The 16616-nt window shown below is 56.1% G+C and carries 11 protein-coding genes and 1 pseudogene; 8 read left to right on the forward strand and 4 right to left on the reverse strand.

Features of this window, described 5'->3' with window-relative positions; all coding sequences use genetic code 11:
* Positions 1 to 124: 124 nt before the first annotated feature.
* The gene (locus FN633_RS06250; protein WP_154057119.1) at positions 125 to 1273 is read left to right on the forward strand and encodes an MFS transporter; all 1149 of its coding nucleotides are present in this window, start codon (positions 125 to 127) and stop codon (positions 1271 to 1273) included.
* A gap of 53 nt (positions 1274 to 1326) precedes the next feature.
* On the opposite strand, the gene pflA is transcribed toward FN633_RS06250, so the two are convergent.
* The 4 genes from pflA to ycaO form a co-directional block, all read right to left on the reverse strand.
* Positions 1327 to 2067, reverse strand: coding sequence for a pyruvate formate lyase 1-activating protein (gene pflA / locus FN633_RS06255; RefSeq protein WP_154057120.1), 741 nt, complete (start codon positions 2065 to 2067; stop codon positions 1327 to 1329).
* 186 nt (positions 2068 to 2253) lie between these two features.
* On the reverse strand, positions 2254 to 4536 hold the full coding sequence (gene pflB / locus FN633_RS06260; protein WP_154057121.1) for a formate C-acetyltransferase: 2283 nt from the start codon (positions 4534 to 4536) through the stop codon (positions 2254 to 2256).
* 51 nt (positions 4537 to 4587) lie between these two features.
* The gene (gene focA, locus FN633_RS06265; protein ID WP_154057122.1) at positions 4588 to 5445 is read right to left on the reverse strand and encodes a formate transporter FocA; all 858 of its coding nucleotides are present in this window, start codon (positions 5443 to 5445) and stop codon (positions 4588 to 4590) included.
* 398 nt (positions 5446 to 5843) lie between these two features.
* Positions 5844 to 7610: a 30S ribosomal protein S12 methylthiotransferase accessory factor YcaO gene (gene ycaO / locus FN633_RS06270; protein WP_154057123.1), complete on the reverse strand. Its 1767-nt coding sequence runs from the start codon at positions 7608 to 7610 to the stop codon at positions 5844 to 5846.
* Between the two features lie 138 nt (positions 7611 to 7748).
* Between ycaO and FN633_RS06275 the strand changes: the two genes are divergently transcribed.
* The 7 genes and pseudogenes from FN633_RS06275 to FN633_RS06305 all read left to right on the forward strand — a co-directional run bounded on the left by FN633_RS06275 (position 7749) and on the right by FN633_RS06305 (position 16586).
* Positions 7749 to 8441 carry a DUF421 domain-containing protein gene (locus tag FN633_RS06275; protein ID WP_154057124.1) on the forward strand — a complete coding sequence of 231 codons (693 nt, stop codon included), beginning with the start codon at positions 7749 to 7751 and terminating at the stop codon, positions 8439 to 8441.
* A 161-nt stretch (positions 8442 to 8602) separates the two neighbouring features.
* Positions 8603 to 9691, forward strand: coding sequence for a 3-phosphoserine/phosphohydroxythreonine transaminase (gene serC, locus FN633_RS06280; protein WP_154057125.1), 1089 nt, complete (start codon positions 8603 to 8605; stop codon positions 9689 to 9691).
* A 69-nt stretch (positions 9692 to 9760) separates the two neighbouring features.
* The gene (gene aroA / locus FN633_RS06285) at positions 9761 to 11044 is read left to right on the forward strand and encodes a 3-phosphoshikimate 1-carboxyvinyltransferase (RefSeq protein WP_154057126.1); all 1284 of its coding nucleotides are present in this window, start codon (positions 9761 to 9763) and stop codon (positions 11042 to 11044) included.
* Positions 11045 to 11228: 184 nt separating this feature from the next.
* Positions 11229 to 11912 carry a (d)CMP kinase gene (gene cmk / locus FN633_RS06290; RefSeq protein WP_154057127.1) on the forward strand — a complete coding sequence of 228 codons (684 nt, stop codon included), beginning with the start codon at positions 11229 to 11231 and terminating at the stop codon, positions 11910 to 11912.
* Positions 11913 to 12069: 157 nt separating this feature from the next.
* Positions 12070 to 13743 (forward strand): 30S ribosomal protein S1, encoded by a 1674-nt coding sequence (gene rpsA, locus FN633_RS06295; protein ID WP_042392425.1) that lies wholly within the window; start codon positions 12070 to 12072, stop codon positions 13741 to 13743.
* Between the two features lie 125 nt (positions 13744 to 13868).
* Positions 13869 to 14156: an integration host factor subunit beta gene (ihfB, locus tag FN633_RS06300; RefSeq protein WP_042392427.1), complete on the forward strand. Its 288-nt coding sequence runs from the start codon at positions 13869 to 13871 to the stop codon at positions 14154 to 14156.
* Between the two features lie 175 nt (positions 14157 to 14331).
* Positions 14332 to 16586 (forward strand): annotated as a pseudogene (locus FN633_RS06305) (ComEC family protein).
* Positions 16587 to 16616: the final 30 nt, after the last annotated feature.

Genomic DNA, 16616 nt, shown 5'->3' on the forward strand with positions numbered 1-16616 from the left:
TGATAATCAGTATTTCAAATCGATCGCTGGAAAAGGGCGTATTGCGGCCATTCAGGTCGATTGACAATGTTTTTGCCGATGGCATGATGCGCTCGAAATCAGAACTTCCTCACGGTTTATATCCATGCCTATCTATACCCGCCCGGTGCTACTGCTGCTCTGTGGCCTGTTGTTGTTGACCCTGTCGATCGCGACGCTAAACACGCTCGTGCCGCTTTGGCTCGCCCATGAAAACTTGCCGACGTGGCAGGTAGGTATGGTTGGCTCCGCCTTTTTCACCGGTAACCTAGTCGGCACGCTGCTCTGCGGTCGCCTGATTAAACGCTTCGGTTTCAACCGCAGCTACTACGTCGCCTCGCTGATTTTTGCCACAGGCTGTGTGGGAATGGGTCTGATGGTGGGCTTCTGGAGCTGGATGGTATGGCGCTTCGTCGCTGGCGTCGGCTGTGCGATGATCTGGGTGGTGGTTGAGAGCGGCCTGATGTGTAGCGGCACCTCGCGCAACCGTGGCCGCCTGCTGGCTGCCTATATGATGATCTACTACGTGGGTACGGTGCTGGGCCAGCTGATGGTCAGCAAGCTACCCACCGGGCTGATGCAGGTTATGCCGTGGGTTACCGGCCTGATCCTGGCTGCGATCCTGCCGCTGCTCTTCACCCGTATTGTGAACGAGCATAGCGAGCATCAGGAGGCGACGACAATGTGGCCGATGCTGCGCCTGCGTCAGGCGCGTCTGGGCGTTAACGGCTGCGTTATCTCGGGTATTATTCTTGGCTCGCTGTATGGCCTCATGCCGCTGTGGCTGAACCATCATGGGGTGAGCGATGCCGGAATTGGTTTCTGGATGGCGGTGCTGATCAGCGCCGGTATTTTCGGCCAATGGCCGGTGGGCAAGCTGGCGGATCGCTTTGGCCGCCTGCTGGTGCTGCGCGTGCAGGTGTTTGTAGTGATCGTTGGCTGTCTGGCAATGCTGGGCAATGCCGCAATGGCACCTGCGCTATTCGTGCTGGGCGCAGCGGGCTTTACGCTCTACCCGGTGGCGATGGCGTGGGCCTGTGAGAAAGTGGAGCCGCACCAGCTGGTGGCGATGAACCAGGCTTTACTGCTGAGCTACACCGTCGGCAGCCTGCTGGGGCCGACCCTGACCTCAATGCTGATGCAGAACTACTCCGACAACCTACTCTTTGTGATGATCGCCAGCGTGTCGTTTATCTACCTGATGATGCTGCTGCGCAAAGCGGGCCAGCATCCGACGCCTGTGGCACACGCCTGATATAAAAAAGCCCGGCGGCGCTCTGCTTGCCGGGCCTACACGATGTGTTTGCGTTAATACATGACCTTGTGGCCGTACTGCTCCAGGATGCCTTTTACGCGATCCATAGTCTCTTTCTTCGGCGGATGGATACCATCAAGCTTGTACTCTTCGCCCATCGCGACCCATTTGTGCTTGCCCAGCTCGTGATAGGGCAGCAGCTCAATCTTCTCTACGTTGCCCATATCGCGGGTGAATTCACCCAGGCGGTGCGCAGAGTCATCATCGTCTGACCAGCCCGGCACGACGACGTAGCGGATCCAGACCTTAATGTCCTTCTTCGACAGATACTGGGCGAACTCCAGCGTGCGGTGGTTAGAGACGCCAACCAGGTTCTGGTGGATCTCATCGTTCATCTGCTTGAGATCGAGCATCACCAGATCGGTGACTTCCAGCAGCTCGTCAATCACCGGATCGTAGCGGCGAACAAAGCCGTTGGTGTCCAGACAGGTGTGAATGCCTTCCTGATGGCAGGCGCGGAACCAGTCGCGTACAAACTCGGCCTGCAGGATAGCCTCACCGCCGGAGGCCGTTACGCCGCCGCCGGACGCGTTCATAAAGTGGCGATAGGTCACGACCTCTTTCATCAGCTCTTCAACGGTAACCTCTTTGCCGCCGTGAGTGTCCCAGGTATCACGGTTGTGGCAGTAGAGGCAGCGCATCAGGCAGCCCTGAAAGAAGGTGATAAAGCGGATCCCCGGGCCATCAACTGTGCCACAGGATTCAAAGGAGTGAATGCGACCGATAACTGACATTGCGAGGTTCTCCGGATATGGCCCGTCCCGGGCCTGTATTTGCACAGCTTTCCGCTATGTTTAAGTCTGTTTTGCCAGCGGCCCGGAGGCAGGACAGTTGGCAAAGCAGGCTCGAAGGAGAGGGCGCGTTTACTAAAAAGGCCCCACGATCGTGGAGCCTTTATTGTACGCTTTTTCAGTCAACCATTACATGGTTTGCGTGAAGGTACGGGTGATAACGTCCTGCTGCTGCTCTTTCGTCAGGGAGTTAAAACGTACCGCGTAACCGGAAACACGGATGGTCAGCTGCGGATATTTTTCCGGGTGCTCCATCGCATCAAGCAGCATTTCACGGTTCATAACGTTCACGTTGAGGTGCTGACCGCCTTCGATGGAAGACTCGTGATGGAAGTAACCATCCATCAGGCCTGCCAGGTTGGTTTTACGCACTTCATCGTCTTTACCCAGTGCGTTCGGAACGATAGAGAAGGTGTAAGAGATACCATCTTTAGCGTAGGCGAACGGCAGTTTAGCAACGGAGGTCAGAGAGGCAACGGCACCTTTCTGATCGCGACCGTGCATCGGGTTAGCACCTGGGCCAAACGGCGCGCCAGCACGACGACCGTCCGGGGTGTTACCGGTTTTCTTACCATACACGACGTTAGAGGTGATGGTCAGAACGGACTGGGTCGGGATAGCATTGCGGTAGGTGGTCAGTTTCTGAATTTTCTTCATGAAACGTTCAACCAGGTCAACCGCCAGGTCATCAACGCGTGAATCGTTGTTACCAAACTGCGGGTATTCACCTTCGATTTCAAAGTCAGTCGCCAGACCGTCTTCGTCACGAATCGGTTTTACTTTCGCATATTTGATAGCAGACAGGGAGTCAGCCGCAACGGACAGGCCAGCGATACCACAGGCCATAGTACGGATAACGTCACGGTCGTGCAGCGCCATCAGAGAGGCTTCGTAGCTGTACTTGTCGTGCATGTAGTGGATGATGTTCAGGGCAGTCACGTACTGCTTAGCCAGCCAGTCCATGAAGTGATCCATACGCTCCATGACTTCGTCGAAGTTCAGGACATCACCTTTGATCGGTGCAGATTTCGGACCCACCTGCATTTTCAGTTTTTCATCAACGCCGCCGTTGATAGCGTACAGCATGGTTTTCGCCAGGTTAGCACGCGCGCCGAAGAACTGCATTTGCTTACCAACAACCATCGGGCTTACGCAGCAAGCGATAGCGTAGTCGTCGTTGTTGAAGTCAGGACGCATCAGGTCATCGTTTTCATACTGCAGGGAAGAGGTGTCGATAGAGACCTTCGCTGCGTATTTTTTGAAGCCCAATGGCAGTTTTTCAGACCACAGTACGGTGATGTTCGGCTCCGGAGATGGCCCCATGGTGTACAGGGTGTTCAGGAAGCGGAAGCTGTTTTTGGTGACCAGGGTACGGCCATCAACGCCCATACCGGCGATGGATTCGGTTGCCCAGATCGGGTCACCGGAGAACAGCTCATCGTACTCAGGGGTACGCAGGAAGCGAACCATACGCAGTTTCATGACCAGGTGGTCAATCATCTCCTGCGCATCCTGCTCGGTGATTTTACCGGCTTTCAGGTCGCGTTCGATGTAAACATCAAGGAAGGTAGAGACGCGGCCGAAGGACATGGCTGCACCGTTCTGGGATTTCACCGCGGCCAGGTAGCCGAAGTAGGTCCACTGAACCGCTTCCTGAGCAGTGGTTGCCGGACCGGAGATATCGCAGCCATATTTCGCTGCCATCTCTTTGATCTGGCCCAGTGCGCGATACTGTTCGGAGATCTCTTCACGCAGACGGATGGTCGCTTCCAGATCTTCGCCGTTTTCCAGTTTATCTTGCAGAGAGAGGAACTGAGCGTATTTGTCTTTCATCAGGAAGTCGATACCGTACAGCGCAACGCGACGGTAGTCACCGATGATACGGCCACGGCCGTAGGCGTCCGGCAGACCGGTCAGCACGCCAGACTTACGGCAGTTCAGGATGTCTTTGGTGTAAACATCAAATACGCCCTGGTTGTGGGTCTTGCGGTATTCAGTGAAGATCTTTTTCAGCATCGGGTCCAGCTCGCGGTTGTACGCTTTGCAGGAACCTTCAACCATTTTGATACCACCGAACGGGATAATCGCACGTTTCAGCGGCGCTTCAGTTTGCAGACCAACGATTTTCTCCAGCGCCTTGTTGATGTAGCCAGCGTCGTGAGAGGTGATGGTTGACGCAACAGAGGTGTCGAAGTCAACTGGCGCATGAGTGCGGTTCTCCAGTTTGACGCCTTCCATTACTTTGTCCCACAGCGTGGTGGTAGCTTCAGTGGCACCGGCCAGGAAAGATTCGTCGCCCTCGTAAGGAGCGTAGTTTTTCTGGATAAAGTCACGGACGTTGACCGCTTTCTGCCAGTCACCTTCAACGAAACCTTCCCATGCTGTGGCTAACTTTTCATTAAGCTCGGACATGTAACACCTACCTTCTTAAGTGGATTTTTTATTTACTGCCTGGAACAGCCATCAATGATGGTTATCGCCACGCAGGTAAATGACCCAGTATGTCAACCCAACCAGTAAACCCCCACCGATAATGTTCCCAATCGTTACGGGGATCAGATTATCAGTGATGAAGTTCATCACGGTCAGATGAGAAAAATTGGCTGGAGACGAACCGACCGCGGTCCAGAACTCCGGCGTAGCAAAATCACGAATTACGATACCCAGCGGGATCAGGAACATGTTTGCGATGCTGTGCTCAAAGCCGCTGGCAACAAACATGGCAACCGGCAGGACCATAATCATGGCTTTGTCCATCAGGCTGCGGCCTGAGTAGCTCATCCATACGGCCAGACAGACCATCAGGTTTGCCAGGATGCCGAGTGCGACGGCTTCAATAAAAGTATGGTGCATTTTGTGGTCAGCGGTTTGCAGGACGTTGAGTCCCCAGCCGCCGTTAGCGGTCATGTACTCACCGGAGAGCCACATCAGCAGCACAAAGAGCAGACAGCCAACCAGGTTGCCAACGTAAACGTTGATCCAGTTGCGTGCCAGCTGGCCCCAGGTGATTTTGCCGCTGGCCTTTGCCACCACGATAAGTACCGTCGAGGTAAAGAGATCCGCGCCGCAGATAACGCACAAAATCAGGCCCAGTGAGAAGCAGATACCGCCAATCAGTTTAGAAACACCGTACGGCATCGCGGCGGTGCCGGTGGTGGAGGTAATATAGAAAACAAAGGCGATGGAGATGAACACCCCGGCGGTAATCGCCAGGAAGAACGTCGTCATCGGACGCTTTGTGGCTTTATAGACACCCGCCTCTTCGGCAACTTTTGCCATCGCAGGGGGAAGTATCAAATCAAAAGGGTTGTCAGCTTTCACACTAACTCTCTCTTCATTAAGTTGGCAGTGAGATACTAACAAAGCATTATAGGAGAGAACTTGATATGGATCATATCTCGCCCGTGTTATAGGCCCTTAGATGCTGTGGCTTTAGGTGTTTTTGTTTTTAACTTATTGATTTTAATGTAGTAAATAAATTTTAAAAATTATAAAATGTTTTGAATATTTTTTTGGCCTCGCCGTTGGCGCGTTAATTACAATGGAGTAATTCTGCCAAAAAGTAACAATATGCCTGAGTATCACTAAAGAATATGACTTATGAGTAACCTAATTATTACATTTATAATTCTTTGCAAAAATATATAAAAAAAGGGGCAATCAAATTGCCCCGTAATATAGCCTGGCTGCTGCAATACGCCTACAGCTTATAGTGTTATTTACGCTTCTTTTGGCCAGAAAGCCTGTTTCGCCCGCTGTAGCTTCTCGTAGGCTGCCAGCAAGGAGCGGTGCGCCGGGAACGCTTCCAGCGTACCGTCTGCCGCCTGTAGGCCATAGAACGGTGCTTCACCGCTCATCGCTGCACTTGCGGCTTCTACCGCGTCCGCGCCGTACATGCGGACAAAGGCGTTGAGATACTGCAGCGGCTGTCGCTCTTCTTCCTGCGCCAGCAGCAGCAGAGTCTGCAGGCAGCGGTAGTAGTTTGCCCGTGCCGGGGTAAAGACGGAGGCGTTGAACTCCATCGTCCATTCGGTCCAGATCAGGGCCTGCTCAAGATCGCCCCCCGCCAGCGCCAGCATCGCCTTCAGCTCGCCAATGCGCAGGGTGTACCAGCCGTTGTCTTTCCCGGTGGCAATGCCTAACAACTCACGCACGCGGGTAAAGTCATCGTGGCCCTCGTCGTCCAGCTGGGCGATCAGGTCGAGGTACGCCTCTTTCTCCCACTCACTGCCTGGGAGGGCAAGGAGGGTTTCGCGCAGGTGGCTCCCCATGCTGTTGTTTGCCAGCCAGAGATCCTCTGCCGGATAGATGTCGGACATGCCCGGCACGATAATACGGCAGGCGTAGACGCTCAGATGCTCGTAGTCGGCGATGTAGACCTCTTTATCCTCGGCACGGAAGATGGCCATCAGGGTCGCGAACTCCTCTTCGGTGGTGCCGGAGAAGCTCCAGTCCACGAACGGATAGTCGGCGTCCTGCTTGAACATATCCCAGGAGATCAGGCCGCTGGAGTCGATAAAGTGGGTCTCCAGGTTGGCATGCTCGGCGACCTCTTCGTCATCAAAGGTCGGCGGGGTGAAGACGTCGAGATCCTTCAGGCCACGGCCCTGCAGCAGCTCGGTCACGGTCCGCTCCAGCGCCACGCCAAAGTCCGGGTGCGCGCCGAAGGAGGCGAAGCAGGTGCCGTTAGCCGGGTTAAACAGCACGACGCAGATCACCGGGTATTTGCCGCCCAGCGAGGCGTCGTAGGCAAAGATAGGGAAGCCTTCTGCTTCCAGGGTGGCAATAGACTCCACCACGCCCGGATAGCGGGCCAGCACCTCCTGCGGGATCTCCGGCAGGCTGATGCTTTCCGCAATAATGCGGTTCTTGATGTGGCGCTCAAACACTTCCGACAGACCCTGCACGCGGGCTTCGTTGCGGGTGTTACCGGCGGACATGCCGTTGGAAACGTACAGGTTGCCGATGATGTTCATCGGAATGTAGACCGTCTGCTGATCTGACTGACGGGTAAACGGCAGGCCACAGATACCGCGTTCTTCGTTGCCTGACTGCAGGTCAATCAGCATGCCAGCGGCGAGCTCGCCTTCCGGATCGTAGAACGCACGCAGGCGGGCGTCGAGAATACCTTCCGGCAGGGAGTCGTCTTCCGGCAGCGGGAACCACTTCTCGTTCGGATAGTGAACAAACGGGCCGTTAGCGATCTCATCGCCCAGCCAGAAGTCGGCAAAGAAGTAGTTGGTAGAGAGACGCTCGAAGTACTCGCCAAGGGCAGAGGCCAGCGCGGCTTTCTTGGTTGCGCCTTTACCATTGGTAAAGCAGAGGGCGCAGGCTTTATCGCGGATATGCACGGACCAGACGTTAGGCACCGGGTTCAGCCAGGAGGCCTCTTCGATATCGAAGCCAAGGTCGAGCAGTTTCTGCTGGAAGCGGGCGATGGAGTCTTCCAGAGCGGCATCTTTGCCGGGGATAAATGTTTGCGTCATGAGCGTCACTTTATTCGTACGGAAAGCGCGCAATGATACGGGTTTTAGCTGAACGGCGCTATCTTCCTGCGCCAGAGGACGAAAATAAAAGCGCGAGCTATGCTTGTAGAAACTAACGTCCTGTTTAGGCAAAAGAAAATGAAAGCATTCGATTTGCATCGTATGATGCTGGACAAGGCGCCGCTCGACTTCCTGGGAGAGGTTGCGCTGCGAAGTCTCTACACCTTTATCCTCGTTTTTCTGTTCCTGAAGATCGCTGGACGGCGTGGCGTGCGGCAGATGTCGCTCTTCGAGGTGCTGATCATTCTGACCCTCGGCTCGGCGGCGGGGGACGTGGCCTTCTATGACGACGTGCCGATGCTGCCGGTGCTGGTGGTGTTTGTCTCGCTGGCGCTGTTCTACCGGCTGGTGATGTGGCTGATGGCCCACAGTGAACGGCTTGAGGATCTCTTTGAAGGCAAGCCGATTATCATTGTAGAGGAGGGCGAGCTGGCGTGGGACAAGCTGAGAGCGGCCAACCTGACCGAGGTCGAGTTCTATATGGAGCTGCGGGTCAACGGCGTGGAGCAGCTGGGGCAGATTCGACTGGCGATCATGGAGACCAACGGGCAGATCAGTACCTACTACTACCGCGATGAGGACGTGCGCCCTGGGCTGTCGCTGCTGCCGGCGGGGCTGGTGCCGCGCTTTATGGTCGCGCCGGAGGATGGCGACTATGCCTGCGTAAAATGCAGCGAGGTGATTGTGATGCAGGCGGGCGAGAAACAAGATTGTCCGCGCTGTAAAAATCCAGAATGGTCGAAGGCCAGCCGGGCGATTCGCATCACCTGACAGGGTTTTTCGCCACCGCCGCAGAACAGCACAAAATATTCTGCTATGTGACTGAGCGCACATTTCTTCCCGCTGTCGGAATACCCGTTGCGGCGGGTGACGTGCAATGGTACAACCGATGTCACAGGAATAACTTATTGCTTTCAGCGTGGTGAGAGGAAATGACACAGGTCTTTAATTTTAGTTCTGGTCCGGCGATGTTGCCGACAGAGGTGCTTAAACAGGCTCAGCAGGAGCTCTGCGATTGGCAGGGTCTTGGCACGTCGGTCATGGAGATTAGCCACCGCGGTAAGCCATTTATCCAGTGCGCAGAAGAGGCGGAGCAGGATTTTCGCGATCTGTTAAGCATCCCAGAGAACTATAAGGTTCTGTTCTGCCACGGTGGCGGTCGCGGTCAGTTCGCGGGCATTCCATTGAACCTGCTGGGGGATAAAACCACGGCGGATTACGTTGACGCCGGTTACTGGGCAGCCAGCGCGGTAAAAGAGGCGCATAAATACTGTACGCCGAACGTGATTGATGCCAAAACCACCGTTGACGGACTGCGCGCGGTGAAGCCGATGCGCGAGTGGCAGCTCTCTAACGATGCCGCCTACCTGCACTACTGCCCGAACGAGACCATCGATGGTATCGCCATCCATGAAGAGCCTGAGTTTGGCGATAACGTCGTCGTTACGGCGGATCTCTCGTCAACAATTCTATCCGCGCCGCTTGATGTCAGCCGCTACGGCGTGATCTACGCCGGGGCGCAGAAAAACATCGGCCCGGCAGGCCTGACGCTGGTGATCGTGCGCGACGATCTGTTGGGTAAAGCCCACAGATCCTGCCCGTCGATTCTGGATTACAGCGTGCTGAACGACAACGACTCTATGTTCAACACTCCGCCGACCTTCGCCTGGTATCTTTCTGGCCTGGTGTTCAAGTGGCTGAAGCAAAACGGCGGCGTTACGGCGATGAATGCCATCAACCAGCAGAAATCCGAACTGCTGTACGGCGTTATCGACGGCAGCGACTTCTACCGTAACGACGTGGCGGTTGCGAACCGCTCGCGCATGAACGTGCCGTTCCAGCTGGCAGACAGCAAACTCGATAACCTCTTCCTGGAGGAGTCCTTCGCCGCCGGTCTGCATGCCCTAAAAGGCCACCGCGTCGTTGGCGGAATGCGTGCCTCCATCTACAACGCCATGCCGCTGGCAGGTGTCAAAGCCCTGACCGATTTCATGGTCGACTTCGAACGTCGCCACGGTTAATTGCGCTTTTTTTCACCCCCGCACGCCTGCTGCGGGGTTTTTATTATGTTGAGTTGAGAGTTAAGTTTCATGGAATCCCTGACGTTACAACCTATTGCGCGCGTAGACGGCACCATTAATCTGCCGGGTTCTAAGAGTGTCTCGAACCGCGCTCTGCTGCTGGCAGCGCTGGCAAATGGCACCACCGTCCTCACTAACCTGCTGGACAGCGATGACGTGCGCCATATGCTCAATGCGCTGAAAGCGTTAGGCGTTCATTACACGCTCTCTGACGATCGTACCCGCTGTGAAGTGACCGGTAACGGCGGCGCGCTACAGTCTGCTGAAGACGTTGAGCTGTTCCTCGGTAATGCCGGTACCGCGATGCGCCCGCTAGCGGCCGCGCTGTGTCTCGGCAGCAGCAACGTTGTGCTGACCGGCGAACCGCGCATGAAAGAGCGTCCGATTGGCCATCTGGTGGATGCGCTGCGTCAGGGCGGCGCCCAGATCGACTATCTTGAGCAAGAGAATTACCCCCCGCTGCGCCTGCGCGGCGGCTTTACCGGCGGTCAGGTCGCGGTAGACGGCAGCGTCTCCAGCCAGTTCCTTACCGCGCTGCTGATGACCGCGCCGCTGGCCTCCCAGGACACGGAGATCGTCATTAAAGGCGATCTGGTTTCAAAACCCTATATCGACATCACGCTGCATCTGATGAAGACCTTTGGCGTCGAGGTAGAGAACCAGCAATACCAGCGCTTTGTAGTGCGCGGCGGGCAGCAGTACCGCTCTCCGGGTCACTATCTGGTGGAGGGCGATGCATCATCCGCCTCCTATTTCCTGGCGGCAGCGGCCATTAAGGGCGGCACGGTGAAGGTGACCGGCATCGGGCGCAACAGCGTGCAGGGCGATATTCGCTTTGCCGACGTGCTGGAGAAGATGGGCGCGACCGTGACCTGGGGCGAAGATTATATCGCCTGCACTCGCGGTGAGCTGAAAGCGATTGATATGGATATGAACCATATCCCGGATGCGGCAATGACCATTGCTACCGCCGCGCTGTTTGCCAGCGGGACGACGACGCTGCGCAACATCTATAACTGGCGGGTGAAAGAGACCGATCGCCTGTTTGCCATGGCGACCGAGCTACGTAAGGTGGGGGCAGAAGTAGAAGAGGGCGAGGATTATATCCGCGTCACGCCGCCTGCGGCGTTGCAGGAGGCATCCATTGCCACCTATAACGATCACCGGATGGCGATGTGCTTCTCGCTGGTGGCCCTGTCGGCGACGCCGGTGACGATCCTCGACCCGAAGTGTACTGCGAAAACCTTCCCGGACTATTTCGACCAGCTGGCGCGGATTAGCACCTTTGCATGATTATCTCTGCCGCATCCTCCGATGCGGCATTTCCTTACGCTTTCTCACACTCATCCCTGCCCATTTCTTCTACACTCTGTCTCATTAATTCCGTAATTTACACGCAAAGATAACAGTTGCGTACGTTGGCGCGTATAATGCGCGGCGTTTACGTTCATGGTAAGCCTTTAATAAGGAGCAAAAGATGGCGGCAACTGCCCCGGTAATCACCATTGATGGGCCAAGCGGTGCGGGCAAAGGGACTCTGTGCCAGGCGATGGCTGAAGCGCTGCAGTGGCATCTTCTCGACTCGGGTGCGATCTATCGCGTGCTGGCGCTGGCTGCGCTGCATCATCACGTTGACGTTACCTCGGAAGAGGTGCTGGTCCCGCTGGCTGCACATCTCGATGTACGCTTTGTGTCCACTAACGGCGAGCTAGAGGTGATCCTGGAGGGCGAAGACGTGAGCGGTGAAATCCGCACCCAGGAGGTGGCGAATGCGGCCTCTCAGGTGGCTGCGTTTCCTCGTGTGCGTGAGGCGCTGCTGCGCCGCCAGCGTGGCTTCCGCGAGCTGCCCGGCCTGATCGCCGACGGTCGCGACATGGGGACGGTGGTGTTCCCCGACGCGCCGGTGAAGATTTTCCTCGACGCCTCCTCGGAAGAGCGTGCGCATCGCCGCATGCTGCAGTTGCAGGAGAAGGGCTTTAGTGTTAACTTTGAACGCCTTTTGGCCGAGATCAAAGAACGTGACGATCGCGATCGTAATCGCCCCGTAGCGCCGCTGGTCCCCGCTGCCGATGCATTAGTCCTGGATTCAACCAGTTTAAGCATTGAGCAAGTGATTGAAAAAGCGTTACAATACGCGCGCCAAAAGTTGGCTCTCGCTTAAAGCGACCGAATTTGTAGTAGCAAGATTATGTAGTAGCAAGATTATATAGTAGCAAGTTTATGTAGTACCCCCGCTGCAACGGAGTGACAGCGGGTATGTGAAACAACCCCATCCGGCATGGAGCCAGGTGGACGTTATATTAACCTGAAGATTAAACATGACTGAATCTTTTGCTCAACTCTTTGAAGAATCCTTAAAAACAATCGAAACCCGTCCGGGTTCCATCGTTCGTGGTGTTGTTGTTGCTATCGACAAAGATATCGTACTGGTTGACGCCGGTCTGAAATCTGAGTCTGCCATTCCGGCAGAGCAGTTCAAAAACGCCCAGGGCGAGCTGGAAATCCAGGTAGGTGACGAAGTTGACGTTGCACTGGATGCAGTAGAAGACGGCTTCGGTGAAACTCTGCTGTCCCGTGAGAAAGCTAAGCGTCACGAAGCTTGGATCACGCTGGAAAAAGCTTACGAAGACGCTGAGACTGTAGTTGGTGTTATCAACGGCAAAGTTAAAGGTGGCTTCACTGTTGAGCTGAACGGTATTCGTGCGTTCCTGCCAGGTTCTCTGGTAGACGTGCGTCCGGTACGCGATACGCTGCACCTGGAAGGCAAAGAGCTTGAGTTCAAAGTGATCAAGCTTGACCAGAAACGCAACAACGTTGTTGTTTCCCGTCGTGCGGTTATCGAGTCTGAAAACAGCGCAGAGCGCGATCAGCTGCTGGAAAACCTGCAGGAAGGCATGGAAGTTAAAGGTATCGTTAAGAACCTCACTGACTACGGTGCATTCGTTGATCTGGGCGGCGTTGACGGCCTGCTGCACATCACTGATATGGCATGGAAACGCGTTAAGCACCCAAGCGAAATCGTGAACGTTGGCGACGAAATCACTGTTAAAGTGCTGAAGTTCGACCGCGAGCGTACCCGTGTATCCCTCGGCCTGAAACAGCTGGGCGAAGATCCGTGGGTTGCTATCGCTAAACGTTACCCGGAAGGCACCAAGCTGACCGGTCGCGTAACCAACCTGACCGACTACGGCTGCTTCGTTGAAATCGAAGAGGGCGTTGAAGGCCTGGTGCACGTTTCCGAAATGGACTGGACCAACAAAAACATCCACCCGTCTAAAGTTGTTAACGTTGGCGACGTAGTGGAAGTGATGGTTCTGGATATCGACGAAGAACGTCGTCGTATCTCCCTGGGCCTGAAACAGTGCAAAAACAACCCATGGCAGCAGTTCGCGGAAACCCACAACAAGGGCGACCGTGTTGAAGGTAAAATCAAGTCTATCACTGACTTCGGTATCTTCATCGGCCTGGACGGCGGCATCGACGGCCTGGTTCACCTGTCTGACATCTCCTGGAACGTTACAGGCGAAGAAGCAGTTCGTGAATACAAAAAAGGCGACGAAATCGCTGCGGTTGTTCTGCAGGTTGACGCAGAGCGCGAGCGTATCTCCCTGGGCGTTAAGCAGCTGGCAGAAGATCCGTTCAACAACTACGTTGCCCTGAACAAGAAAGGCGCAATCGTAACCGGTAAAGTAACTGCAGTTGACGCGAAAGGCGCAACCGTAGAGCTGGCCGACGGTGTTGAAGGCTACCTGCGCGCTTCTGAAGCTTCCCGTGACCGCGTTGAAGACGCAACTCTGGTTCTGAGCGTTGGCGACGAAGTTGAAGCTAAGTTCACCGGTGTTGATCGTAAGAACCGCGCCATCAGCCTGTCTGTTCGTGCTAAAGACGAAGCTGACGAGAAAGATGCAATCGCTACTGTTAACAACAAACAGGAAGAAGGCAACTTCTCTAACGCTATGGCTGAAGCGTTCAAAGCAGCGAAAGGCGAATAAGTTACCCTCGGGTAGCTTGACAGATTACAAGATTAGTCCTGTAATCAATAACAAAGGGCGGCTACGGCCGCCCTTGTCTAATCTGCTGTTAGTGAATATTCCTGATTAAGGAAACCGGAGGAATCATGACCAAGTCAGAATTGATCGAAAGACTTGCAAGCCAACAATCTCACATTCCGGCCAAGTCTGTAGAAGACGCCGTGAAAGAGATGCTGGAGCATATGGCCTCGACCCTGGCCCAGGGCGAGCGCATTGAGATCCGCGGTTTCGGCAGTTTCTCTCTGCACTATCGGGCACCACGTACCGGGCGTAACCCAAAAACAGGCGATAAAGTGGATCTGGAAGGCAAATATGTCCCACACTTTAAGCCGGGTAAAGAGCTGCGCGACCGCGCCAACATTTACGAAGAGTAGGTTTTACGCCTTGCTGGCGAAAACGTACTTCTCTGAAGAGAGCACCTGCGGGTGCTTTTTTCATTTCTGTCGTTCGCGATTTTTCTATCGCTTCTGAAGCTGCCTCGTAAAACCGAAAAGCCATAGCCGACAGCGCCGCCCGATGCCTGCATACTCGCGGCACAAGGAGGTGGCTATGGATCTGCCCGCCGTTGCGTTTTGTTTGATTACTGCCGTTCTGCCCCTGCTGTGGCTTCCGACCCTACCGGAAATCAGCGGCATCGTGACTATCATTGTTGCTGGCTGCCTGGTGGGGAGTTGGCCGCGCGTCCGCTGGCTGGCGCTGTGGCTGCTCTTTTTCGCCTGGGGGTTACTGGCCGCGCAGGAGGCCGCCTGGCCAGCAAAAGCGCTGCCGGGGGCAACCCAGCGGGCGGTGGTAAAGATCGTCGCCACCGACAATATGACCGCGCACCGGGGCATTATCGAGCAGTTGGACGGCAGGCGGCTCTTCCCTGCGCCGGGGATCAGGCTCTACGGGCAATATCTGCCTCAGCCAGGGTGTGCTGGCCAGCGCTGGGAGATGACGCTGAAAGTGCGGGCCGTACATGGGCAGCTTAACGACGGCGGCTTTGATACCCAGCGCTATGCGATAGCCCAGCATCAGCCCGTGAGCGGGCGGTTTATCCATGCCACGCCGATTGACCTCCGCTGTGACCTGCGCGCCCGCTTTCTTGCCTCCCTGAGCGAAACGCTGACACCTTATGCGTGGCGGTCAGTGATGCTGGGGCTAGGCATGGGGGAGCGGACCGCGCTCGAGATGTTAAAACGCTAATGCGCCAGACCGGCACCGCGCACCTGATGGCGATCTCTGGGCTGCATATTGCCCTGGCGGCGTCTCTGGGCTGGTTGCTGATGCGCGGCCTACAGTTTTTTCTGCCTGGCAACAGGATCGGCTGGCGACTGCCGCTCCTGTTTGGTCTTGCCTGCGCGGTTTACTATGCCTGGCTTACCGGTATGCAGCCTCCGGCGCTGCGCACAGCGGTCTCCCTCATGGTCTGGGGGGCTTTGCGCCTCTCCGGGCGGCAGTGGTCGCCCTGGCAGGTCTGGCTCTGCTGCGTAGCCGCGATCCTGTTTATCGATCCCGTTGCCATGCTCTCCCAGAGCCTGTGGCTCTCCGCGTTTGCCGTCGCCGCGCTGATCTTCTGGTATCAGTGGCTTCCGCTGCCGCACCTGCCAGGAGGGCGCATCGTGCGCAGCGTCCTGAGCCTGCTGCATTTGCAGGCGGGGATGATGCTCCTCCTCCTGCCCATTCAGGTAACCATTTTTCATGGCATCAGCCTGACCTCAATCGTTGCCAATCTCATTGCCGTACCGCTGGTGACCTTTGTCACCGTACCGCTGATCCTCACCGGCATGCTGCTGCACCTGAGCGGCCCTGCGATCGCCGAGAGCGGCAGTTGGCTGCTTGCAGATAAAACCCTGGCGCTGCTGTTTTGGTTTTTACGCCAGCTACCTGACGGCTGGTATGACATTGACCAGCGCTGGCAGGGGCTGGTCTGGCTCCCGTGGATGGCGATAGCGCTTTGGCGGCTACGCATCTACGCCAAAGCACCGTTTCTAAGTCTGGTGATTGTTGCGCTACTGGCGCAGCCGCGCGGGCGTCCTGCCCGCAACGACGAGTGGGCCGTACACATGCTAGATGTGGGGCAGGGGCTGGCAATGGTCATTGTTCGTAATCAACACGCCATGCTCTATGACACCGGCCTGGCGTGGCCGGGAGGGGACAGCGCCCAGCAGCTGATCGTGCCCTGGCTACGCTGGCATCATCTCCAGCCCGATGGCGTTATCCTGAGCCATGAGCACCTCGATCACCGGGGCGGGCTTGATACGCTGCAAAAAGCCTGGCCGAAGATGACCGTACGCAGTCCGCTGGGGTGGGCCGGGCATCTACCCTGTTTTCGCGGTCAGCGCTGGCAGTGGCAGGGGCTGAACTTTACCGTACACTGGCCGCTGGCGGGGGAGGTGGCGAAAGGAAATAACGGCTCCTGCGTCGTTAAGGTCGATGACGGTCGACAGAGCATCCTGTTTACCGGCGATATCGAAGCCCCCGCCGAGCAGCGCATGCTGAGCCGCTACTGGCAGCATCTACAGGCTACACTTATCCAGGTCCCACACCACGGCAGCAGCACCTCTTCATCGCTGCCGCTGATCCAACGGGTTAACGGCCAGGCGGCGCTGGCCTCGGCCTCGCGCTACAACGCCTGGCGGCTCCCCTCGACAAAGGTGATCCGCCGCTACCGGCAGCAGGGCTACCGCTGGTACGACACGCCGCACGCGGGGCAAACGAGCATCAATTTTTCCTCAACGGGCTGGACGATCCTCAGCCTGCGTGAGCAACTTTTCCCCCGCTGGTATCATCAGCGGTTTGGCGTCCCTGCAGATAACGGGTAGAATATGCGGCTATTTCAACAAGTGCTGGTT

This window comes from Pseudescherichia vulneris (genome assembly GCF_902164725.1).
In the GTDB taxonomy this organism is placed as follows: Bacteria; Pseudomonadota; Gammaproteobacteria; order Enterobacterales; family Enterobacteriaceae; genus Pseudescherichia; species Pseudescherichia vulneris.